The following is a 21,688-nucleotide window of genomic DNA, read 5'->3' on the forward strand; positions in this document are numbered from 1 at the left end:
ACGTCCCAATCCGATCGGAGCCGAATGCGCATTCTCCTGACCAACGACGACGGGATCGAGGCCGAGGGTCTGGAGTGCCTGGAACGGATCGCCCGGACGCTGTCGGACGACATCTGGGTGTGCGCGCCGGCTGTCGAACAGTCCGGCAAGGGGCGGGGGATCACCCTGACCGAGCCGCTGCGGGTCAACCGGATCGGCGAGAAGCGGTTCGCCGTGACCGGGACGCCGACCGACTGCGTGGTGCTGGCGGTCAACGACCTGATGCCGGAGCGGCCCGATCTGGTGCTGTCGGGGGTCAATCGCGGGCATAACGTCGGCGAGGACTGCTCCTATTCCGGGACAGTCGCGGGGGCGCTGCAGGGGATGGCGTTCGGCATCCGCTCCATCGCCCTGAGCCAGTCGCTGGAGCGGTTCCACGATACGGTGACGGCGCACTGGGAGACGGCGGAGGCCTTCGCCCCCGCCATCATCGCGCGGCTGCTGGAGCAGCCGTGGCAGCCCGGCGTGGTGATGAACCTGAACTTCCCGGCCCGCTCGCCCGAGGATGTGGCCGTGGTCGAGGTGACGCGGCAGGGCTTCCGCGACATCGGCGAGATGCATGCGGTGCGGCGGACCGACCTGCGGGGCCGGGACTATTACTGGATGAGCTTCCGCGGGGCGAAACAGGAGCATGCGGCGGGAACCGACCTGCGGGCCATGGACGAGGGCAAGATCTCCGTCACGCCGCTGCACATCGATCTGACGCACATGCCGAGCGTGCACGACCTCAAGGGCGTGCTGGGCGGGGCGCCGCCGAAAGCGGTGGCGGCGGGATGAAGCTCAACGACGATCGGGCGGGGCGGCTGATCCTTGGGCTGCGGCAGCAGGGGGTGACCGATCCCAAGGTGCTGACGGCGATGGAATCGATTGACCGGGCCGTCTTCGTGCACGAGAAATTCCTCGATCAGGCGTGGGAGGATCAGGCCCTGCCGATCGACTGCGCCCAGACGATTTCGCAGCCGTATATCGTCGGGCTGATGACCCAGGCGCTGGACGTGCAGCCGCGCCATCGGGTGCTGGAGATCGGCACGGGGTCCGGATACCAGGCGGCGGTGCTGAGCCGGCTGGCGCGTTACGTCTATTCCGTCGAGCGCTACCGCAGCCTGCTGACCGAGGCCGAGCGGCGGCTGAAGGAACTGAAGATCGACAACGTCATCACCCGACACGGCGACGGCGGGCTGGGCTGGCCGGAGCAGGCGCCGTTCGACCGGATCATGGTCACGGCGGCGTCGCCGGGGGAGCCGACGGAGCTGCTGCACCAGCTGAAGCCGGGCGGGATACTGGTGTGCCCGGTCGGGCGGTCGTCGGTGCAACGGCTGCACCGCTACATCAGCCTGGAAGACGGGTCGTTCCGGCGGGAGAGCCTGGCGGAGGTGCGGTTCGTGCCGCTGGTCGAGGGGACGGCGAAGGAGGGGTGAGGATGCGCAGCCTGACGATGTTCGCAGCGGTCGTGTCGGTAATCGCTGTCGCGGCGCCGGCGTGGGCCAACGAGTTCCTCGACTACTTCGACTACGGTCGTACCGAGTTGTCGGCGAACGGCTATGTGATGGCTCGCCGGGTGATTCAGTACACCCAAGCCGCAGCCGATCCGCGCGTCACGATTACGGGGCACATGGACACGGCCGAGGCCGCCGAGTTCAGCGATGAAATCGCGGGCCGACGTGCTCAGGCGGTGGCGACAGAGCTGGTGAGGCTCGGGATGGATCCCGGAAGGATCCGGATCGTCTCCCGAGCCGACCGCATGCTGGCCCGCCCCACTCCGGCCGGTGTCCGTGAACCGCTCAACCGGCGGGTGATGGTCAGCATCAACTTCGGCGGCTGGCCGGAGACGGCAACGCCTCGTTAACCTTCGCGCCCAACTTTGGCGCGGTTTGCGGGGTCTGGTCCGACGGGGCGGATTCGAGTTGAGGAGCGGGCGCATGATCGGGATCAGGACGGGGCTGAAGGCGCTCGTGGTGCTGGGGGCGATGAGCCTGATGGCGGCCTGCGCCAGCTATCCGGCCGAGCCGCGCTATTCGATCTATGCCGAACCCGCGCCGGCTACGCGCGCGCCGGCCTATCCGACCACGGCCGCCGCGCCGGCGCCGACGGGCGAGGGCGTGCGCGGGCCGACCAATCCGGCCTATGAGGCGCCGCCTCCGTCGACGGCTCCGGTCGACGAGATCGAGGGCGGGGCGCTGGATGCGCCGGTGGGCACGACGCCCCGCTACGATGCGCCGTCGTCGGGGCCCGTGGCCGCCGCGGGGCCCGCCAGCGAAGGCTTCTCCAGCCCGCCGCCGCCGGCGCGGAGCGAAGGGGCGGTGACGCCGGGGGCCTCCTACGAAATCCAGAAGGGCGACACGATTTCCGGCATCGGCCGGCGCTTCCAGACGCCGGTGCAGACGCTGATCGACCTGAACAGTCTGGGGCCGAGGGCGGATGTGTCGCCGGGCCAGAGGATCGTGCTGCCGGCCGACGCGGTCGATATCGGCGGCGATCCCTATGCGACCGGGCCCTCGCCGACGGGTGTCTATGTGCCGGACGCGGGCGTTCCGCCCCCGCCGCCTCCGCCGCCCTCGACCGTCGTGCCGCCCGCGCGTCAGCCGGCCGCGACCGCCGCGCCGGTCGCTGCGCCGCCCGTCTCGACGACCGTGGCGCTGGACTGGCCGGTGCGGGGCGACATCCTGCGGCGGTTCGGACCCGTAGGCATGGGCGAGCGCAACAACGGGGTGAACATCGGCGCGCCGCAGGGGACCGAGGTCCGGGCGGCGGCCGGCGGACGGGTCGGCTATGTCGGCGACGATCTGGCCGGGCAGGGGCTGACGGTGCTGATCGTGCACCGCGACGGCTGGCGCTCGGTCTATGGCCATCTGGGCACGGCGACGGTGCGCGACGGCGACGACGTGCAGGCGGGACAGGCCATCGGCACGGTCGGCACGACCGCCGGCGACGGGCGGCCCTCGATCCATTTCGAGACCTGGCGGATGCGCGGCGACGAGCCGACGGCGATCGACCCGTTGAGCGTGTTGCCACGCTGACGCAGGGGCGCGGCCAAGGCTGAGCGGCGCGTTGCAATGTGCAGCGGCGCACCCTAGGTTCCGCGCCTCATTTTCAAGGGCGCCACGGGGGGCCCGTTGCCAGAGAACGTTCGATGACTCCCACCGACGGCAGCCTGATGGCCATGATCATCAATTTCGCGCCGATCCTGCTGATCGGGGTGCTGGGCTATATGATGCTGATCCGCCCGCAGATGAAGCAGGCCAAGGCGCACCGCGACATGGTCGCCGGGTTGAAGCGCAGCGACACGGTGGTGCTGTCGAACGGCATGATCGGCAAGGTCACCCGCGTCGAGAACGACGAGGCCATGGTCGAGATCGCCCAGGGCGTGAACGTCCGCGTCGTCAAGGCCATGATCACCCAGGTGCGCGACCGCACCGGCGTCGCCGCCAACGATACCAAGCAAGTCACCAAGGCCTGATCTCGGCGCTCTGAAAGGTCGGGGAAGCCCGCATGATCCATCTGTCGCGCTGGAAGGTCATCCTTCTCGCCCTGTCGTTCGTTTTCGGCGTGCTGTTCACCGTGCCGAACCTGCTGACCGCCGAGCAGAAGGCGGCGATGCCCGGCTGGCTGCCGAAGAGCGGCGTCAATCTGGGGCTCGACCTGCAGGGCGGCTCGTATCTGCTGCTTGAAGTCGATGTGCCGGCCATGCGCGCCAAGCGCCTGACCAATCTGGGCGAGGACGCCCGGACGGTGCTGGAGACGGCTCAGATCGACATCTCGAACATGACGCAGGATGCGTCGGGCGTGGTGGTTTCGCTGGCCAATCCGGCGGACATGGACCGGGCGCTGGAGGCGATGCGTCCGCTGGCTACGGGCGGGGGCGCCGGGACGGTGGCCGACCGCACGGTGCTGCGTCAGGGCGAGGACCGCATCCGCTACGCCTTCACCCGTCAGGCGATGGATTCCATGGCGGCCAGCGCGGTGAACCAGTCGATCGAGGTGGTGCGCCGCCGGATCGACAGCCTCGGCACGCGCGAGCCGTCGATCACCCGCCAGGGTGCGGAACGGATCGTGGTGCAGGCTCCGGGCGAGAGCGATCCGGCCCAGCTGGAACGCGTGCTCGGCAAGACGGCGCAGCTGACCTTCCAGCTGGTCGATGTCGAGAACTCGGTCGAGGAGGCCATCGCCGGCTTCCCGCCGCCTGACGCGGAGGTCATCCCGGACGAGAACGGCATCCCCTATCTGGTGAAGAAGCGGGTGCTGGTGTCCGGCGAGAACCTGACGCGGGCGCAGGTCACGGTGGACCAGAACAACCAGACCGCCATCGGCTTCAACTTCGACGGCGCCGGCGCGCGGCGCTTCGGCGAGGCGACCGCCGCCAACATCGGCAAGCCGTTCGCCATCATCCTGGACGGCAAGGTCATCTCGGCCCCGAACATCAAGAGCGCCATTACGGGCGGTTCGGGCATCATTGAAGGCAGCTTCTCGATCGAGGAAGCCACCGAGATGGTCAATCTGCTGAACGGCGGGGCCCTGCCGGCGCCGCTGAAGGTGCAGGAGCGCCGCGTGGTGACGGCCGAGCTGGGCGCCGACGCCGTGGCCGCGGGCGCGCTGTCGACCGCCATCGGCTTCATCATCATCGTGCTGTTCATGCTGGGAGCCTACGGCTTCCTGTTCGGCGGCATCTCGATCATCGGCCTGCTGCTGAACGGCCTGCTGATCATCGCCTCGATGTCGATGACGGGCGCGGCGCTGACGCTGCCCGGCATCGCCGGTCTGGTGCTGACCTTCGCCGTGGCCGTGGACGCCAACGTGCTTATCTATGAGCGGATGCGCGACGAGGCGCGGGCCGGACGGTCGGTGATCGCCTCGCTCGACGCCGGCTTCAACAAGGCCATGGGCACCATCGTCGACGCCAACCTGACGACCCTCGTCGCGGCGCTGATCATGTTCGTGTTCGGGGCCGGACCGGTACGCGGCTTCGCCTGGACGCTGACGATCGGCGTCTTCACCTCGATGCTGTCGGCCGTTCTGGTCGCACAGGTCGCCCTGGCGTGGTGGCTGAAGGTCGCCAAGCCCAAAAAACTGCCGATCGCGGAGTGATGGCGATGCGTGGATGGCCCCTCATCAAATTGCTGCCGGTCAAGACGAACCTGCGCTTCGTGTCGTTCGCCAAATACGCCGCCGTGCTGTCGGCGGTGCTGGTGATCGCGTCCGTGGTCAGCGTCTTCTATCCCGGCCTGAACATGGGCATCGACTTCCGCGGCGGCGCGTCGATGGAACTGACCAAGCCCAACGGGCAGGTACTTGATCTCGGCGCGGTTCGCGGCGCGGTCGGCGAACTGGGCCTCGGCGACGTCGGGGTTCAGGGCATCGACAACGTCAGCAGCGCCATCGTCCGCTTCCAGGTGCCCGAGGGACAGGACCAGACGGTCGTCGTCCAGCGGGTCGAACAGGCGATCAACGGGGCCGTCGGCGAGGTGAAATACTCCGGCGTCAGCGTGGTGGGCTCGAAGGTGTCGGGCGAGCTGTTCGCCTCCGGCCTGATGGCGCTCGGCCTCGCGATCGCGCTGATGTTCGCCTACATCTGGTTCCGCTTCGAACCGCAGTTCGGTCTCGGCGCCGTGGCCGGCCTGCTGCACGACGTGATCCTCGTCTTCGGCCTGATCGTGCTGTTCAAGCTGGAGTTCAGCCTGAACATGGTCGCCGCCATCCTGACCGTCATCGGTTACTCGATGAACGATACGGTCGTGGTGTTCGACCGCCTTCGCGAGAACCTGCGCAAGTACAAGCAGATGCCTCTGAAGGAGGTCATCGATCTGTCGATCAACGAGACGCTGTCGCGGACGATCATCACCGGCTTGACGGCGGTCATGGTCCTGGCGGCGCTTGCGATCTTCGGCGGCGAGGCCCTGTTCGGCTTCTCCATCGCCCTGATGGCCGGCATCATCATCGGCACCTATTCGTCGATCTACGTCGGTGCGCCGATCATCCTGCTGTGGGGCGTCAAGCGCGGCGAGCGCAAGGACGACGACGCCAAGCCCATCAAGCTCGGCATGGCCAGCCGGCCGTAGGACCGGGCTGCCCCGCGGGCGGCCCCTCCACCGCTTCGCGGTCCCCCTCCCCATTGCTGCGCAACGGGGAGGAAAGGGATATGGTCGCGCTTCAACGATTCTCGCGGCAGGTGACGCCGCGCTTCTGTCGAAACGCTCTGGGAGGGGCGATCACATGGGCAAGCTGCTTTCGAACTTCCGCACTACCGTGCTGCTCAGCCTCGTGCTGGCCGGGGTGATGATCTACGCCTTCGGCAGCGTCTCGCCGGGCGGGTTCGATCTGATCTTCTGGCAGGCGGTGCTGCGCTGGACCCACGTTGGAGCCGGCATCCTGTGGATCGGCCTGCTGTGGTATTTCAACTTCGTCCAAATCCGGGTCATGCCGTCGATCCCGGCCGAGCTGAAGCCGGCCATCGGCAAGCATATCGCGCCTGAGGCCCTGTTCTGGTTCCGCTGGTCGGCGCTGGCGACCGTCGTCGCCGGTCTGGGCGTGATGTTCAGCCGCGGCCACGCCTACGCCATGGAGGTGCTGAGCTTCGGCCTCGCCGGTGGCCTGACCGAGGACCAGAAGGGCTACACCCTGATGGGCATCGGCGTGTGGCTGGCGATCGTCATGTTCCTCAACGTCTGGGGCATCATCTGGCCGAACCAGAAGCGCGCGCTGGGCATCGTCGTCGTCGATGACGACGCCAAGGCGAAGGCGGCCCGCGTCGCCATGCTGGCGAGCCGCACCAACATGCTGCTGTCACTGCCGATGCTGACAGCCATGGCGATGTACCAGACCCTGTTCGGCTGAATCGGTCGCTGCGGGTCACGACTCGCGGACGGCGGAATGGCATAAGGAGACGCCGCGTCCGGTCGGGCGCGGCGTTTTCGTGTGCGGCCGCCGATGCGGCCCTGATGAGCGGCGGTCCGTGACTTCTTCCCTCGACGAGCAGGTCCGCGCGGCCGATCCGGACCGGTGGCTGTCCAGCCGGTTCGTGACCGACGCACAGGCGCAGGCGGATCTGATCGCCCTGTACGCCTTCGAGGCCGAACTGTTGGCCATTCCCACGCGGGTGACCCAGCCGCTGCTGGCCGAGATGCGGTACGTCTGGTGGCGCGACCAGATGGAGGGGGTCTTCACGGGCGTGCCGCGCAAGGGGCATCCGGTGCTGGAGGCGCTGACGGACGTGGTCGGGCGGCATGGGCTGGACCGGGCGCCCTTCGAGGCGCTGATCGCGGCGCACATCGGGCGGGTGCATGGCGAGCCGCACGATCTGGACGCCTTCTACGTCGGACCGATGCAGGCGGCTGTGCGGGTGCTCGCGGGGCCGGGGCATGAAGAGGCGGTCGTCGGCGCGGGTCGGCTATGGGGGCTGATCCAGACGGGGCGGACGCAGGAGGCGCGGGCGGCGCGGTCGGAGGCCCGGGCCGGGGTCCGCGGCTTGCCGGTCCGCGGCTTCCCGGCGGTCGCCCATGCCGCCCTGGTCAATCCCGCCGAGCCCGAAGCGCTGAAGCGGCTGCGGCTGGTCTGGGCGTCGGCGACCGGGCGTATCTGAAACCCGCCTTTGCGAAGCGGGGCCACGCGGGCCATATGGGCCCCATGGCGAGACTGGGCGAGCGGACGGGACGGCGGGGCGATTCGGTGGCGAAGGCGGCGCAGGGCGCGCCTCCGGCAGCGCCGCCGCAGGGGCCGCCCACCAGCCGCGCCCTGCTGGATCTCGTTCAACTCGTAGGCCGTTCGAACGCGCCGCAGCTGCATCTGCGGCTGCTGGGCGCCATCGGCATGACGCTGGGCGGCAAGGGACTGGGCGTGCTGGCGCCGCTGGTCCTCGGCGCGGCCGTGAACCGGCTGGCGGAGGGGCAGGGGGCCGGTGTCGGCATCGCCTGGGGCTTCGGCGCCTTCGCCATCGGCTGGGCCTTCGTGCGCCTGCTGTCGGCTATAGCGCCCAACGCCTCGGACGTGGTGTTCGCCCCGGTGCGGTCGGCGGCGCAGCGGACAGCGGCGGCCGAAACCTTCGCCCACGCCCTGAGCCTGTCGCTCGACTTCCACCAGACCAAGCGGTCCGGAGCCCTGTCGCGGACGATGGACCGGGGCTCGCGGGCCGTGGACTTCCTGCTGCGGATTCTCGCCTTCAACCTGATCCCGACCGGGGTGGAGCTGGTGCTGGCGGCCGGGGTGCTGGCGGGGAAATACGACTGGCGGTTCGGGGCCGTGGCGGTGGCCGTAGTGGCGGTCTACGCCGTCTGCACGTTCGCCCTGTCGAATTGGCGCATCGAACACCGGCGCGAGATGAATGCGGCCGACACCCAGGCCGCAGGCGTCTCGGTCGACGCCCTGCTGAACTACGAGACGGTGAAGTCGTTCGGGGCCGAGGCGCGGGCGGCGCGGGCCTATGACATGGCGCTGGGCGACTACACGCGGGCGGCGCTGAAGGCCAACAGCTCGCTGGCGCTGCTGAACATCATCCAGGCCGTGATCATGAACCTCGGACTCGCGGTCATGGCCGTGATGGCCGGGATGGAGGCGGCGGCGGGCCGGATGGGGCCCGGCGACGTGATGGCGGCGGTGCTGATCATGATCTCGCTGTACGCGCCACTGAACATCCTCGGCTTTGCCTATCGGGAAATCCGTCAGTCTTTCATCGACATGGAAGAGATGCTGAAGGTGACGCGTCAGACCCCGCAGGTGGCCGATGCGTCCGACGCCGCACCCCTTGCGCGCCGGGCCGACGCCAAGGGCGCCGCGCTGGCGTTCGAACAGGTGGGCTTCCGCCACGACGCCCGCGCCAACGGGCTGGAGGACGTCAGCTTCGTCGCCGCGCCGGGCACGACCACGGCTCTGGTGGGGCCGTCGGGATCCGGCAAGTCGACCATCGTCAAGCTGGCGTTGCGGCTGCTTGATCCGCAGGAGGGCCGGGTGCTGATCGACGGGTTCGACGCGCGGCAGGTGACGCAGGAATCGCTAAGGGCGGCGGTGGCGCTGGTGCCGCAGGACGTGGCCCTGTTCAACGACACGATCCGGGCGAACATCGGCTTCGCGCGGCCCGACGCGGACGAGGCGGCGATCTGGGCGGCGGCGGATGCGGCGGAGCTGGACGACTTCATTCGCGCCTTGCCCCAAGGCATGGACACCATGGTCGGCGAGCGGGGGCTGAAGCTGTCGGGCGGTGAGCGCCAGAGGGTCGGCATCGCCCGGGCCCTGCTGGCTGATCCCTGCGTCCTGATCCTTGACGAGGCGACCAGCGCGCTGGACAGCCGGACCGAGGCGGCCATCCAGAAGACACTGCGGCGGGCGCGGACAGGGCGCACCACGCTGGTGGTGGCGCACCGGCTGTCGACCATCGCCGACGCGGACCAAATTCTGGTGCTGAAGGCCGGGCGGATCGTCGAGCGCGGGGCGCACCACGAGCTGGTGGCGCGTCAGGGCGGAGAATATGCGGCGCTGTGGCGCAAGCAGACGCGGGGCGCGCGGACCGAACGGCAGCCGGCCTGAGACCTAGTCTGTCTGGCCGAACTTCTTCGAGACCATGGCGCCCAGCTGGCCCGTGACGGCCTGGCGCTGTTCCGTGGCCTCGGGCGGCAGGGTGTTCAGCAGCTGCAGGGACTGGATGTGCACCGACAGGATGCGCCAGTCGAAGGCGGACTCACCGGCGGCGCGGTCGACCATGTCGCACAGGCTGAGGGCGACGGTGCAGATCTCGTCCAGACCAAATGGACTGGCGGCGTCGATGATGTGGTTAGCCGACTGATAGATGCGGCGCAGGGTCTCCGCCTTCTCCTCCGCCGTATCGGGCTGCTGCAGGGCGGCCAGTTCGCCGACGTGTCGGGTGACCTCCTCAAGGCCCCTGCCGCGCAGGCCGGCGATGTTCTCGCGCGCTTGGGTCAGGGCGACGCCCACGGCGATGCCGCCGGCGCTGTCGATCATTTTCGCGAGCCGCGACTTGCGGCGGGCGTGGGTGATTACGGTCACTGGCTGATCCCGGCGGCGGCTGCGGCGGCGGTGGCGGCTTTCTGCGCCTCGAACTCGGCGCGGCGAATGATGTCGGCGCGGCGTTCGTCGCCCGGAGGTTCGCCCTCGCGGAAGCGGCGGTCGGGCCCGAAATATTCGCCGACCTCAAGGAAGGGGCGGTTGTCCTTCGCCACCCAGACGATCCGCTCCAGCAGGCTGGAGGCGCTGAACGGCTTGGTCACGATGTAGTTCGCGCCACAGTTGCGGGCCTTGTTGACCATCGAGCGGCGAATGTGAGCCGCGGTCATGATGACGGGGACGAAGGCGTTGGGCGGCCCCGAGCGGCGCAGCCACTGGACCATTTCGAAGCCGTCCATGCCGGGCATCTCGCAGTCGATGACCAGAAGGTCGATCTCCGCATCGGCAAGGATTTGCATGGCTTCGGGCGCGCTGCGGCACGAATATCGGGTGCGGATGCCGAAGCCGAGCAGGGCGCTGGTGGTGATCTCGGCGGAGAAGGCGGAATCATCGACGACCATGGTGACCGCGCCGGTCAGATTGATGATCGCGGTCTCTCGTAACGCCTCGCCGACTGAAGTCATGACGCCTACCCCCGCCGAGTCGCGAACTGCAACCCAGAATGTGGCGAGCGTTGCCAGACAACCCTCGCCGAAGGGTTAACGAAACCTCATCCGAGCCGGCCGATGGCGTAGAAGCGGTCGGCGCGGGCCTTGCGGATCTGGTCGGGGGAGAGGGTGGACAGGGCCGCCAGTTCCTCGGCCAGGACATCGCCGACATTGGCGATGGCGGCGGCGGGATCGGCATGAGCGCCGCCGACCGGCTCCGGAATGATGCGGTCGATGATCTTGAGCTCGAGCAGGTCCGGACCGGTGATCTTCATGGCCATGGCGGCGTCGCGGGCGCGGGCCCCGTCGCGCCACAGGATGCCGGCGGCGCCCTCGGGCGAGATGACCGAATAGATCGAATGTTCGAGCATCAGCACACGACCGGCGGCGGCGATGGCGATGGCCCCGCCGGAGCCGCCCTCGCCGGTGACCGTGGCGATGGAGGGCACGCCCAGCGTCAGGCAGCGCTCGGTCGAGCGGGCTATGGCCTCGGCCTGGCCGCGCTCCTCGGCCCCGAGGCCTGGATAGGCGCCGGCGGTGTCGACGAAGGTCAGGACCGGCAGGCCGTACTGCTCGGCCATGTCCATCAGGCGGACGGCCTTGCGGTAGCCCTCGGGCCGCGCCATGCCGAAATTGTGGGTCAGGCGGGTCTGGGTGTCGTGGCCCTTCTCATGGCCCATGACGACGACGGGCGAACCACGGAAACGCGCGAGGCCGCCGAGAATGGCCTGGTCGTCGCCGAACTGCCGGTCGCCCTTGAGCTCGACGAAGTCGGTGAACAGACCTTCGACATAGTCGACGAAATGCGGCCGCTGCGGATGGCGGGCGACCTGGGTCTTCATCCACGGGTCGAGGTCGGCGTAGGTCTTCCTGCGCAGCTGCTCGGCCTTCTTGCGCAGGCCGTCGACCTCGGCGTCGAACGAGCCGGAGGTCGAGGAGAGCAGGTTCAGCTCCTCGATCTTCGCCTCCAGATCGGCGATCGGCTTTTCGAACTCGAGGTAGTGCGCAGCCATCAAGGCGACTTCTCAAAGGCGCGCCATGCGGCGCAACGGAAGGCGGCGGAACCTAGTGGGGTCAACGCCGGGGGGCAAGCGGCGGTTCAGTCGTCCCGCGCCAGGGGATGCTTGTCGCGGACGACCTGGGCGAGGCGGTCGGTGGCGACGTGGGTGTAGATCTGGGTGGTGGCGATGTCGGCGTGGCCCAGCAGAGTCTGGACCACGCGCAGGTCGGCGCCGCCCTCGAGCAGGTGGGTGGCGAAGGCGTGGCGCAGGACATGGGGGCTGACGCGGGCCGGGTCGACGGCGGCGTCGATGGCGGCCTGATCGAGCAACTGGGCGAAGCGGCGGGGGGTGAGGTGCCCCTTGGCCGAGGCGGAGGGGAAGAGCCACGGGCTGTCCGCGGCCTTCTCCGGGCGGGCGGCGTCGCGGGCGACGAGCCAGGCTTTGACGGCTTCGCGGGCGGAGGCGTTGAGGGGGGCGAGGCGCTCCTTGCCGCCCTTGCCGCGCACGATCAGGAAGGCCGGGTCGCGGCGCACGGCCTCGACGCGCAGGGCGAGCAGCTCCGAGACCCGGAGGCCGGAGGCGTAGGCCAGTTCGACGAGAGCGACGAGGCGGAGGCCGGCGGCTCCGTCGCGGGCCGAGGCGGCGGCGAGCAGGCGCTCGACCTCGTCGCGGCTGAGGACTTTCGGCAGGCTGCGGCCCTGTTTGGGGGCGTCGAGGCGGCGGGAGGGATCGTCCTGCCGCCAGCCCTCGCCGAGGGCGAAGCGGTAGAACTGGCGCACGGCGGAGCGGCGGCGGGACTGGGTCGCGGGGGACAGCCCGCGCGCTCCGAGGCCGGCGTACCAGCTCTCGACCGCGGTTTCATCGGCCTGCATCAGGCCGCCGGTCAGGGCAGTCTCGGCGTCGGCGAGGTCGCGGCCATAGGCGGACAGGGTATGGGGCGAGGCGTCGCGCTCGACCGCCATCATCTCCAGAAAGGCCTCGATCTGCGGCGTGCTCATGCGCGGGACCGCTTTGCGGCGGCGGCGCCTGGTGTAAAGGGTGGACGGGTCATGACGCCTCGCCTGCCGCCGCCCATTTCGCGCCCGCCACGCCGCCTCTCGAGGGGTCGGTCGTGAGCGAAGCCGTGGCGGAGACGGGACCGATTCCGGTTCATCAGCGCACCATAGCGCTGGTCGGACTGATGGGGGTGGGGAAATCGACGGTCGGGCGGCGGCTGGCGAAGCGGCTGAACCTGCCGTTCGCCGACGGGGACATCGAGATCGAGGCGGCGGCGGCCATGACGGTGTCGGACATCTTCGCGCGGCTGGGCGAGTCGGAGTTTCGGGCGGGCGAGGCGCGGGTGATGAGGCGGCTGCTGGAAGGCCCGCGCATGGTGCTGGCGACCGGCGGCGGGGCGATCCTGAACCCGGACACGCGGGCGCTGCTGAAAGACCGGGCGGTGACGGTGTGGATGCGCGCCGATCTGGAGACCGTGGCGCAGCGGGTGCAACGGCGCGACACGCGTCCGCTGCTGCGCGGGCGCGACCCGCTGACGGCGCTGAAGGCCATGGCCGACGTGCGTTACCCGGTCTATGCGACCGCCGACGTGACGGTGGACGTGGCGGGCGGGGCGCATGCGCAGGCGGTCGAGGGCATATTGAACGCCCTCAAGGCGCATTTCGCGGCCGAGGGTTCGGAGATGAAGGCGTGACGACGGTCGTACCGGTCTCGGGCGGCGACTTCCGGCCCTATGAGGTGGTCGTCGGACGAGGGCTGATGGCGGAGCTGGGAGAGCGCATGGCGCCGCTGGCCCGGGGGCGGACCGTGGTGATCACGGACGAGACCGTCGGGCGGCTGCACGGCGCGGCGGCTCTGGCGTCGCTGAAGGCTGCGGGCGTGCATGGGCGACTGCTGACGGTGCCGCCCGGCGAGGGCTCCAAATCCTTCGCCGAGCTGGAGCGGGTGATCGACCGGATGCTGGCCTTCCAGCTGGACCGCAAGGACGTGGTCGTGGCGCTGGGCGGCGGAGTGGTCGGCGATCTGGCCGGTCTGGCGGCGGCCCTGTTCATGCGGGGCATCGACTTCGTGCAGGTTCCGACGACCCTGCTGGCGCAAGTGGATTCATCGGTGGGCGGGAAGACGGCGATCGACACGCCGCGCGGCAAGAATCTGGTCGGGACCTTCCATCAGCCGCGGCTGGTGGTGGCGGACATCGACGTGCTGGCGACCCTGCCGGAGCGTCAGTTGCGGTCCGGCTGGGCCGAGGTGCTGAAGCATGGGCTGATCTGCGACGCTGACTTCTTCGACTGGCTGTCGGGGGAGGGCGCGGCGGGGGCGGCGGGCGATCCGGGGGCGCTGGAACGGGCGGTCGTCCGCTCGGTCGAGATCAAGAGCGCCATCGTCGGCGAGGACGAGAAGGAAGCGGGGAGGCGCGCCCTGCTGAACCTCGGCCATACGTTCGGCCATGCCATCGAGGCGGAGCTGGGCTTCGACGAGACCAAGCTGACGCATGGCGAGGCCGTGGCGCTGGGCTGCGCGCTGGCCTTCCGGTTCTCGGTCGAGATCGGCGCGTGTCAGCCTGAAGAGGGCGCCAAGGTGAAGGCGGCACTCGACGCAGCGGTGCTGCCTACGCGGTTGACCCAGGTCGGGGCGTTCCGCGCCGCGGCGCTGGTCAAGCGAATGGCGGGGGACAAGAAGGCCGAGGGCGGGCGGCTGACGCTGATCCTCGCCCGACGGATCGGCGAGGCCTTCGTGAGCAAGGATGTCGACGCGGCAGCGGTGACGGCTTTTCTCGAGCGGGAAATCGCCGGCCGATGAAGATCGATCCGGTCGTGCTGGAGAACCGCTGGGTCCGGCTCGAACCCTTCGCGCCGGAGCTGAAGGAAGACGTTCGCGCGGCGATCAGCGTCGACGAGGCGGCCTGGTCGATCATGGTCTCGACCGCTCATGGCCGGAATTTCGACCCGTGGTGGGACGGCTTCATCGATCGGATGGCGACAGGGCGGGACACGCCCTACGCGGTGCGCCGACTGTCCGACGGCCGCATCGTGGGCACGAGCAGTCTGCACGACCTGTTCCCGACGCACCGGCGGGTGGAGCTGGGTTCGACCTTCTACCATCCGGACGCGCGGGGCGGAGTGGTCAATCCGGCCAGCAAGCGGCTGCTGCTGCAGCATGCCTTCGACAGCGGCATCGTGCGCGTCGAGATCATCACCGACGGCATCAACCAGCGCAGTCAGGCCGCCATCGCCAAGCTGGGCGCGGTGCGCGAAGGGGTGCTGCGTCGGCACAAGATCACCCACACCGGCCGGGTGCGGGACACGGTCATGTTCTCGATCACCGACGAGGACTGGGCGGCGGTGCGGGCGCGGCTGGATGCGCGGTTGGCGGACTACGCCTAGTCGACGGCGCGGCAGTCGGTGGGTTCACGGCTGTCGGCGGTCCAGCGAGCCATGACGCCCTCGCCGCGCAGCTCGTACCCCGAGGCGCGATACCACAGCCCGTCGGCGGCGCGTTCGCGGAAGAGGTCCACGGCCTCGCCGTTTGAGTTGCGCACCGTCGCCATCTCGCGCGGATTGTCGAAATCGACCGAGAGGCGCTCGCCGTTGTTGCACAGGTAGACGGTGCGGATGACGCGGTTCAGGGCGCGCTCCTGAAGCTCGGCGCCCGTGCGGCGACGGGCGGTCTGGGCCTCCTGTGCGCGTTGGCGGACCGATTCTCCGTCCGTGGGAGCCTCGGCCGGTTTTTGACCGCAGGCGTTCAGGGCGAAGGCGGCCGCGACGGCGAGGAGCATCAGACGCATGGGACAAGCCTTGCCGTGGAGGACGGGCCCTGAAACGCGCCGTTCAGGCCGCTGTTCCCTTGCGCCGGGCCCGGAAGAAGGTGCGCAACAGCTCGGCGCCTTCCGTGGCGAGCACGCCGCCGGTGGTCTGTGGCCGCCAGTGGCAGGTGGGCTGGTCAAAGAAGCGGGGGCCGTGGGCGACCGCGCCGCCCTTGGGATCATCGGCGCCCCAGACCACACGGCCGATACGGGCATGACTGATGGCCCCGGCGCACATGGCGCAGGGCTCGAGCGTCACGTACAGGGTCAGGCCGGTGAGCCGGTAGTTTCCGAGCTTCGCGGCCGCGGCGCGCAGGGCGACGATCTCGGCGTGGGCGGTGGGATCGTGGGCGCCGATGGGGCCGTTGCGGCCCTCGGCGACCACCTCGCCGGAGGTTTCGTCGACGATGACGCAGCCGACGGGAGTCTCTCCCGCGTCCGCCGCCGCTTGCGCACAGGCCAAGGCCATGTGCATGAACCGCTCATCATGGCCTTCCATCCCCGAGACAACGACAAGAAGCCGCGCCCGCGTCAAGACGGCGACCGCGACGGCCCCCGCAAACCTTACGTCAAACGCGCCGAGGGTGCCGAGGACCGGGGCCCGCCCAAGGGCGGCAAGTCCTTCGGCAAGCCCGCGGGGAAAGCGGGCGGCAAGTCGTTTTCGAAGGACGGCAAGCCCTTCTCCAAGGACGGGAAGGGGGCCGCCAAGGCCGACGAGGGGCCCAAGCGCAGCGAGCGCATCGCCAAGGCCATGGCGCGCGCCGGCATCGCCTCGCGGCGCGAGGTTGAACGGCTGATCGGTCTCGGCAAGGTGGCGGTCAACGGCAAGATCCTCGACACGCCGGCCACGCTGGTGACGCGCGACGACGTCATCACCGTCGATGGCAAGCCGATCGGCTCGGCGCAGGCGACGCGGGTGTGGCGCTATCACAAGCCGGCCGGCCTGCTGACTTCGCACACCGACCCCGCCGGTCGGCCCACCGTGTTCGACGCCCTGCCCAGCGGACTGCCGCGGGTGATCTCGGTCGGACGGCTGGACCTGAACACCGAAGGCCTGCTGCTGCTGACCAATGACGGCGAGCTGAGCCGGGCGCTCGAGCTGCCGCAGACGGAACTGGTGCGCCAGTACCGGGCGCGGGCCCGGGGGCGGGTCAGCCAGTTGCAGCTGGATTCGCTGAAGGGCGGGGTGACGGTCGACGGCGTCCGTTATGGGCCGATCGAGGCGACGCTGGACAAGGCGAAGGGCGGCGAGGACGAGAAGCAGTCCGCCAACCTGTGGATCAGCGTCTCGATCACCGAGGGGAAGAACCGCGAGGTCCGCAAGGTGCTGGAGCACCTCGGCCTGACCGTGAACCGTCTGATCCGCTTGGCCTACGGGCCGTTCCAGCTGGGCACCCTGCCGGTCGGCTCGGTCGAGGAGGTGGGGCCGCGGGTGATCCGCGAACTGCTGGCCGAGCATATCCGGCCGGAGAACCTGCCGACCGGCAATACGGTGGCGACGCCGGCTCCGATCCCGGGACGGCGCGTCTCGACGCCGATCGTGAAGGGCGCCTCGGGCTCGGCCATTTCCGACCCGTCACGCAAGCCGAGCCGGGTGCGCGCGGCGGGCGCCGCCGCGGACGCGGCCGCCGAGCGGGCCGCGCGCCCCCAGAAGAAGAGCGGCTGGGCCAAGGCGGCGCCGAAGTTCGAGCACCCGAAGAAGAATTTCACGCCCCGGGCCCGGCCCGAGACCGGCGAAGGCGGCGGCGATCGTCCGAAGCGCGCCTTCAAGCCGCGTGAGGATCAGTTCATCGACAAGCCCCGCGGCGGCCCGCGCTCCGAAGGCCGGTCCTTCGAAGGCAGGCCGGCGGCGGACGGGGATCGACCCAAACGCCCGTTCAAGCCCCGTGAAGGCGGTCCGGCCCGCGAGGGCTTCAAGCCGCGAGGCGGCGGCACCCGCAGCAACCCTCCGGGCGGCCGGAGCGGTCCGAAGCCGGGCGGCCCGCGCAAGCCCCGCTGAGGTCGCGAACGGTTGACGGCGGCCGCCGAACCGCCTGAACGTGGAGGCGCCGGGGAGGGCCGCCGATGACCATGGACATGCTGGAGGACAAGAGCGGCGAGCGCGACTATGCGCTCGAGCGGCTGATCATGCTGTCAGACGGCGTGTTCGCCATCGCCATCACGCTGCTGGCGCTGGAGCTTCGTCCGCCGGAGGGGTGGGACCATAGCCTGCGCTCGCTGGGCCTGTTGATGTGGCGGCAGGGTCTGGCCTTCCTGCTGAGCTTCGTGGTGATCGCCGGCTTCTGGATCGCGCACCGGAAGATGTTCGGCCGGTTCCGCAGCGCGGACATGGGGCTGACGGTGCTGAACCTGTTCATGCTGTGCGTCATCACCCTGGTGCCGGTGGTCAACAACATGGCCTTCGAGGGCGGGCCGGGCGGGGGCGGCTTCACCCTGTACTGGGCCATCTTCTGCCTGCTGGGCATCGCCAACGCGGGCATCTGGATCTATTCGGCCTTCGTCAAACCATCCCTCTTCCGCTCGCCACCGCCGAAGCAGGCCCGCCGGCTGATCCTGGTTACCATGCTGATCATGCCGGTCTCCATGCCTCTGCTGGGCCTCGTCGTGGCCGGAGCCCAGGTCTGGGTCTTGGCGCCGGTGATCGCGCTCGTCCTCGCCGCGCGGATATTCCGCAGCCGGCTGAAACAATCCATCGAGCCGGAGTGGCGCTCATGACCGATCACACCCACGCCGATCTGGCGCACAAGGGCGATCCGAGCCTCGACCGGCTGCTGTTCTTCTCGGACGGCGTGTTCGCCATCGCCATCACCCTGCTCGCCATCGAGCTGCATGTGCCCCACGGCTGGGACGGCACGGCGGCGACGCTGCTGCGGGAGGGATGGCCGATGCTGGCGGCCTTCGTGCTCAGCTTCGGCGTCGTGGGCATATTCTGGAACACTCACAGGCGGCTGTTCCTCGGCATGGAGCGGTTCACCATGGGGGTGTTCGTGCTGAACCTGGCCGTGCTGGCCGGGATCGCCCTGATGCCCTTCGCCACGGTGCTGATGTATTCGCCGCCGGTCACGCCCGAGACCTTCGCCATCTACCTCGGCCTGGTCAGCGCCATCGGCCTGTTCAACGGCATGACCTATGGCTATGCGGCCTTCGTCGCCGACGTTGTCCGACCGCGCCTGCACCCGATGCGCAGGCTGTCGGTGATGCTGATGCAGACGCTGATGCCGGGCGCCTGCTGCGGCGCGTCGCTGGCTCTGTTCTCCAATACGCCGGTGTGGATCACGGGCGGTCTGGCCCTGATCGCGGTCGGGCTGACGGCCTTCATCATCTGGACCAAGCGCCGCTACGCATGAGGATCGTCGCCGGAAGTCTGAAGGGGCGGGCCATCGTCGCGCCGGAAGGGCAGGGCACGCGCCCGACCTCCGACCGGGCGCGGCAGGCGGTGTTCAATGTGCTGGAGCATGCGTCCTGGGCCGAGGGGCTGCAGGGCGCGCGGGTGATGGACGTCTACGCCGGCTCCGGGGCGCTCGGCTTCGAGGCGATCAGCCGGGGCGCGTCCTTCTGCCTGTTCGTGGAAACCGACGAGGATGCGCGGGGCGCCATCCGCGAGAACGCCGACGCCTATGGTGTGATGGGTCGGACCCGGGTGCATCGGCGCAGCGCAGTCGATCTGGGTGTGCGTCCCGGCTCGGACGGGGAGGCGTTCGATCTGGCCTTCCTCGACCCGCCGTACCGGAAGGGACTGGGCGAGCAGACGCTGGCCCGGCTGCTGGAAGGCAACTGGCTCAGGCCGGGGGCGGTGGTGGTGTTCGAGCGCGGCTCGGATGAGCCGGAGATCGACACGCCCGGATACGAACGGCTGGACGCGCGCGACTATGGCGCCGCGCGCGTCCTGTTTCTCAGAGTTTCACCAGCGGCGCTCTGAGACCCGGTTGTCGAGCTGGCTGCGCATGCGCGCCAGTCCGTCGCGGTTGACCCGGTAGGGGCCGCCGCCGATCGAGGCGATCAGCCCCTTCTTCTTCAGCTTGCGCCAGACCGACAGGTTGCAGTCGGTGAGCAGCAAGCCATCGCGGGTGAAGCAGTCTGCGCGCAGCAGGCTGCCGTTTGGGTCGCGGATCAGCTTGATGCCGCCGCCCTGCGCAAGGGCGTGCAGCGTGCGCTGTTCCGCACGGGAGATGTTCATTTGTGGAATGTCCGAAAGGCGTGAACGATTGCGCCGGCGCGATGGACGCCGGCGGGTTCAGAGGCTCTTCACAGGGTCTTGCCGTGAGGCCTCAGGCCTTGCGGACAATCTCGGACATAGGCTTCCCGAAGGGGTGAAGCCTTGCCTTAGCGCCGTCCGAACAGTTTTTCCAGATCAGCCAGCTTGAGTTCGACGTAGGTCGGGCGGCCGTGGTTGCATTGGCCGGAGTGGGGCGTGGCCTCCATCTGGCGGAGCAGGGCGTTCATCTCGGGGGCGGAGAGGACGCGGCCGGCGCGGACGCTGCCGTGGCAGGCCATGGTCCCGCACACCTCGCCAAGGCGTTCGGAGAGGGCGAGGGCGGCTCCGTGTTCGGCCAGATCGTCGGCGATGTCACGGATCAGGCCATGGACGTCGGTGTCGCCGAGGAGGGCGGGGGTCTCGCGAACCAGCACGGCGCCGGCGCCGAAGGGTTCGACGATCAGGCCGAGCTGGGCCAGTTCGCCGACGCGGGCGGAGACCCGCTCGGCCTCGGCGGGGTCGAGCTCTACGACTTCGGGCGTGAGCAGGGCCTGCCGGGTGACGGAGCCGGCGGCCATCTGGGCCTTCATCCGCTCGTAGACGAGGCGCTCGTGGGCCGCGTGCTGGTCGACGACAACGAGGCCGTCGCGGGTCTGGGCGACGATGTAGGTGCCGTGCAGCTGGGCCCGGGCGGCGCCGAGCGGATAGTCGAGCGGGTCGATGACTTCGGCGCCGCCGGGGACTGGGTGAGGCCCGGCGGCGAAGTCGGGGGCCTCCACACGGGCCGACCGCTCGCTCAGGCCCGGCAGGATCTGGGCGGCAGCGGTCGCGGGACCGGCCCAGCCCTGCCAGCCGCTCCAGCCTTGGGCGGAGGGGGAGGAGGGGCTGTAGGCGGCGCCCCCAACACCGGAGTGGGGGCGGAAACCGGCGAGGGCGTCGGCGGCGACGGTGGTGGATGCGCGGTGGCCGGCGCCGGCGAGCGCATGTCGCAAGGCCCCGACGATCAGGCCGCGCACCAGCGCCGGGTCGCGGAACCGCACCTCGGCCTTGGCCGGATGGACGTTGACGTCGACGTAGAGCGGATCGACCTCGAGGAAGAGGACGGCGGCCGGGTGACGGTCGCGGGCGAGGAAGTCGGCGTAGGCGCCGCGCAGGGCGCCCTGCAGCAGACGGTCCTTCACCGGGCGGCCGTTGACGAACAGATACTGGTGGCCTGCGTTGCCACGGCTGTAGGTCGGCAGGCCCGCGTAGCCGGTAAGGCGGACGCCGTCCCGCTCCTGATCGATCAGCAGGGCATTGGCCTCGAAATCCCGGCCGAGCAGGGCGGCGAGGCGCTTGAGGCGGCCGTGGTCGCCCGGATGCTCCGCAGGCAGGCGCAGGGTGGTGCGGCCGTCGAGGTCGAGGGTGAAGGCGACGGTCTCGTGGGCCATGGCCTGACGCTTGATCTCTTCCGAGATGGCCATGGCCTCCGACCGCTCGGACTTCATGAATTTCAGGCGGGCGGGTGTGGCGTAGAAGAGGTCGCGGACCTCGACGCGGGCGCCGTGGGGACCGGGGAAGCCGGCGGGGGCGACCGGGCGCTGGTCGCCGCCCTCGACCGTGATCTGGTGGGCGTCGCCGCCGTCTTTGGGGCGGCTGGTGATCGTCAGCCGGGCGACCGAGCCGATCGAGGGCAGGGCCTCGCCGCGGAAGCCCAAGGTGTGGATGCGCAGCAGGTCGACGTCGCCGGCGTCATCGGGCTCCAGCTTCGAGGTGGCGTGACGCTCAATGGCGAGGGCCAGCTGGCCGGCGGCCATGCCATGCCCGTCGTCGGCGATCAGGATGCGGCTGAGGCCGCCCCCATCGGCCTGGACCTCGATGCGGGTCGCCCCGGCGTCGAGCGCGTTCTCGACCAGTTCCTTGATGGCGCTGGCCGGGCGTTCAACCACCTCGCCGGCGGCGATGCGGTTGACGGTTTCGGGCGGGAGGCGGCGGATGGGCATGGACGGGAAAGTATGGGCCGATCCGGTGCGGGGGAGAAGCGCCGCTTGGCCTCGCGCTGGGGTTAGGCCAGTATCGGCTG

General features: G+C 69.8%; 25 protein-coding genes. 17 read left to right on the forward strand and 8 right to left on the reverse strand.

What is annotated here, in order from left to right:
- Positions 1-24 precede the first annotated feature (24 nt).
- The 10 genes from surE (at position 25) to GGQ87_RS12275 (ending at position 9,549) form a co-directional block, all read left to right on the forward strand.
- Entirely contained in the window at positions 25-816 is a 792-nt protein-coding gene (gene surE, locus GGQ87_RS12230) for a 5'/3'-nucleotidase SurE (protein ID WP_168048156.1), read from the forward strand.
- Positions 813-1,457: a protein-L-isoaspartate(D-aspartate) O-methyltransferase gene (locus GGQ87_RS12235; RefSeq protein ID WP_168048158.1), complete on the forward strand. Its 645-nt coding sequence runs from the start codon at positions 813-815 to the stop codon at positions 1,455-1,457. The genes surE and GGQ87_RS12235 overlap by 4 nt, the downstream gene beginning before the upstream one ends.
- Before the next feature lie 2 nt (positions 1,458-1,459).
- On the forward strand, positions 1,460-1,885 hold the full coding sequence (locus GGQ87_RS12240; RefSeq protein WP_168048160.1) for an OmpA family protein: 426 nt from the start codon (positions 1,460-1,462) through the stop codon (positions 1,883-1,885).
- Positions 1,886-1,958: 73 nt separating this feature from the next.
- Positions 1,959-3,056, forward strand: a complete 1,098-nt coding sequence (locus GGQ87_RS12245; RefSeq protein WP_168048162.1) for a M23 family metallopeptidase — start codon at positions 1,959-1,961, stop codon at positions 3,054-3,056.
- Between the two features lie 113 nt (positions 3,057-3,169).
- The gene (yajC, locus tag GGQ87_RS12250; protein WP_168048164.1) at positions 3,170-3,496 is read left to right on the forward strand and encodes a preprotein translocase subunit YajC; all 327 of its coding nucleotides are present in this window, start codon (positions 3,170-3,172) and stop codon (positions 3,494-3,496) included.
- A gap of 32 nt (positions 3,497-3,528) precedes the next feature.
- Positions 3,529-5,121, forward strand: a complete 1,593-nt coding sequence (gene secD, locus GGQ87_RS12255) for a protein translocase subunit SecD (RefSeq protein WP_168048166.1) — start codon at positions 3,529-3,531, stop codon at positions 5,119-5,121.
- Positions 5,121-6,092 (forward strand): protein translocase subunit SecF, encoded by a 972-nt coding sequence (secF, locus tag GGQ87_RS12260; protein ID WP_168048168.1) that lies wholly within the window; start codon positions 5,121-5,123, stop codon positions 6,090-6,092. Before secD ends, secF begins: the two co-directional genes overlap by 1 nt.
- A gap of 154 nt (positions 6,093-6,246) precedes the next feature.
- Positions 6,247-6,867, forward strand: a complete 621-nt coding sequence (locus GGQ87_RS12265; RefSeq protein ID WP_168048170.1) for a hypothetical protein — start codon at positions 6,247-6,249, stop codon at positions 6,865-6,867.
- Positions 6,868-6,985: 118 nt separating this feature from the next.
- Positions 6,986-7,612: a squalene/phytoene synthase family protein gene (locus GGQ87_RS12270; protein ID WP_168048172.1), complete on the forward strand. Its 627-nt coding sequence runs from the start codon at positions 6,986-6,988 to the stop codon at positions 7,610-7,612.
- Between the two features lie 44 nt (positions 7,613-7,656).
- Positions 7,657-9,549 carry an ABCB family ABC transporter ATP-binding protein/permease gene (locus tag GGQ87_RS12275; RefSeq protein ID WP_209282555.1) on the forward strand — a complete coding sequence of 631 codons (1,893 nt, stop codon included), beginning with the start codon at positions 7,657-7,659 and terminating at the stop codon, positions 9,547-9,549.
- A 3-nt stretch (positions 9,550-9,552) separates the two neighbouring features.
- Here GGQ87_RS12275 and GGQ87_RS12280 read toward each other — a convergent pair whose 3' ends face one another.
- The 4 genes from GGQ87_RS12280 to GGQ87_RS12295 all read right to left on the reverse strand — a co-directional run bounded on the left by GGQ87_RS12280 (position 9,553) and on the right by GGQ87_RS12295 (position 12,630).
- Positions 9,553-10,026, reverse strand: coding sequence for a chemotaxis protein CheE (locus tag GGQ87_RS12280; protein ID WP_168048176.1), 474 nt, complete (start codon positions 10,024-10,026; stop codon positions 9,553-9,555).
- Positions 10,023-10,607 carry a response regulator gene (locus GGQ87_RS12285; RefSeq protein ID WP_168048178.1) on the reverse strand — a complete coding sequence of 195 codons (585 nt, stop codon included), beginning with the start codon at positions 10,605-10,607 and terminating at the stop codon, positions 10,023-10,025. Before GGQ87_RS12285 ends, GGQ87_RS12280 begins: the two co-directional genes overlap by 4 nt.
- 86 nt (positions 10,608-10,693) lie before the next feature.
- Positions 10,694-11,644 carry an acetyl-CoA carboxylase carboxyltransferase subunit alpha gene (locus GGQ87_RS12290; RefSeq protein ID WP_168048180.1) on the reverse strand — a complete coding sequence of 317 codons (951 nt, stop codon included), beginning with the start codon at positions 11,642-11,644 and terminating at the stop codon, positions 10,694-10,696.
- Between the two features lie 86 nt (positions 11,645-11,730).
- Entirely contained in the window at positions 11,731-12,630 is a 900-nt protein-coding gene (locus GGQ87_RS12295; RefSeq protein WP_168048182.1) for a site-specific tyrosine recombinase XerD, read from the reverse strand.
- A 113-nt stretch (positions 12,631-12,743) separates the two neighbouring features.
- Here GGQ87_RS12295 and GGQ87_RS12300 point away from each other — a divergent pair, with 113 nt between their 5' ends.
- Genes GGQ87_RS12300 through GGQ87_RS12310 form a run of 3 tightly spaced genes read left to right on the forward strand, consistent with a single transcriptional unit; the run spans position 12,744 to position 15,012 of the window.
- On the forward strand, positions 12,744-13,322 hold the full coding sequence (locus GGQ87_RS12300; RefSeq protein WP_342448362.1) for a shikimate kinase: 579 nt from the start codon (positions 12,744-12,746) through the stop codon (positions 13,320-13,322).
- Complete coding sequence (aroB, locus tag GGQ87_RS12305; RefSeq protein WP_168048184.1) at positions 13,319-14,428, forward strand: 3-dehydroquinate synthase; 1,110 nt, start codon at positions 13,319-13,321, stop codon at positions 14,426-14,428. The genes GGQ87_RS12300 and aroB overlap by 4 nt, the downstream gene beginning before the upstream one ends.
- Positions 14,425-15,012 carry a GNAT family N-acetyltransferase gene (locus GGQ87_RS12310; RefSeq protein ID WP_168048186.1) on the forward strand — a complete coding sequence of 196 codons (588 nt, stop codon included), beginning with the start codon at positions 14,425-14,427 and terminating at the stop codon, positions 15,010-15,012. Before aroB ends, GGQ87_RS12310 begins: the two co-directional genes overlap by 4 nt.
- Here GGQ87_RS12310 and GGQ87_RS12315 read toward each other — a convergent pair.
- A complete protein-coding gene (locus GGQ87_RS12315) occupies positions 15,009-15,413 on the reverse strand; it encodes an MliC family protein (protein ID WP_168048188.1) in 405 nt (134 codons plus the stop codon). The genes GGQ87_RS12310 and GGQ87_RS12315 overlap by 4 nt on opposite strands.
- A gap of 43 nt (positions 15,414-15,456) precedes the next feature.
- Positions 15,457-15,930, reverse strand: a complete 474-nt coding sequence (tadA, locus tag GGQ87_RS12320) for a tRNA adenosine(34) deaminase TadA (RefSeq protein ID WP_168048190.1) — start codon at positions 15,928-15,930, stop codon at positions 15,457-15,459.
- Here tadA and GGQ87_RS12325 point away from each other — a divergent pair.
- The 4 genes from GGQ87_RS12325 (at position 15,919) to rsmD (ending at position 19,350) form a co-directional block, all read left to right on the forward strand.
- A complete protein-coding gene (locus GGQ87_RS12325) occupies positions 15,919-17,430 on the forward strand; it encodes a pseudouridine synthase (RefSeq protein WP_168048192.1) in 1,512 nt (503 codons plus the stop codon). The two genes, tadA and GGQ87_RS12325, sit on opposite strands and share 12 nt — an antisense overlap.
- Positions 17,431-17,495: 65 nt before the next feature.
- Entirely contained in the window at positions 17,496-18,146 is a 651-nt protein-coding gene (locus GGQ87_RS12330; protein WP_168048194.1) for a TMEM175 family protein, read from the forward strand.
- Positions 18,143-18,778: a TMEM175 family protein gene (locus GGQ87_RS12335; protein ID WP_168048196.1), complete on the forward strand. Its 636-nt coding sequence runs from the start codon at positions 18,143-18,145 to the stop codon at positions 18,776-18,778. Before GGQ87_RS12330 ends, GGQ87_RS12335 begins: the two co-directional genes overlap by 4 nt.
- Complete coding sequence (gene rsmD, locus GGQ87_RS12340; protein WP_168048198.1) at positions 18,775-19,350, forward strand: 16S rRNA (guanine(966)-N(2))-methyltransferase RsmD; 576 nt, start codon at positions 18,775-18,777, stop codon at positions 19,348-19,350. The genes GGQ87_RS12335 and rsmD overlap by 4 nt, the downstream gene beginning before the upstream one ends.
- Here the strand turns inward: rsmD and GGQ87_RS12345 are convergent.
- Together GGQ87_RS12345 and mutL are read right to left on the reverse strand one after the other, a co-directional pair.
- Positions 19,333-19,608, reverse strand: a complete 276-nt coding sequence (locus GGQ87_RS12345; protein ID WP_168048200.1) for a YjhX family toxin — start codon at positions 19,606-19,608, stop codon at positions 19,333-19,335. The two genes, rsmD and GGQ87_RS12345, sit on opposite strands and share 18 nt — an antisense overlap.
- Positions 19,609-19,754: 146 nt before the next feature.
- Positions 19,755-21,608: a DNA mismatch repair endonuclease MutL gene (gene mutL / locus GGQ87_RS12350; RefSeq protein ID WP_168048202.1), complete on the reverse strand. Its 1,854-nt coding sequence runs from the start codon at positions 21,606-21,608 to the stop codon at positions 19,755-19,757.
- Between the last annotated feature and the right edge of the window lie 80 nt (positions 21,609-21,688).

Source organism: Brevundimonas alba (assembly GCF_011927945.1).
In the GTDB taxonomy this organism is placed as follows: Bacteria; Pseudomonadota; Alphaproteobacteria; order Caulobacterales; family Caulobacteraceae; genus Brevundimonas; species Brevundimonas alba.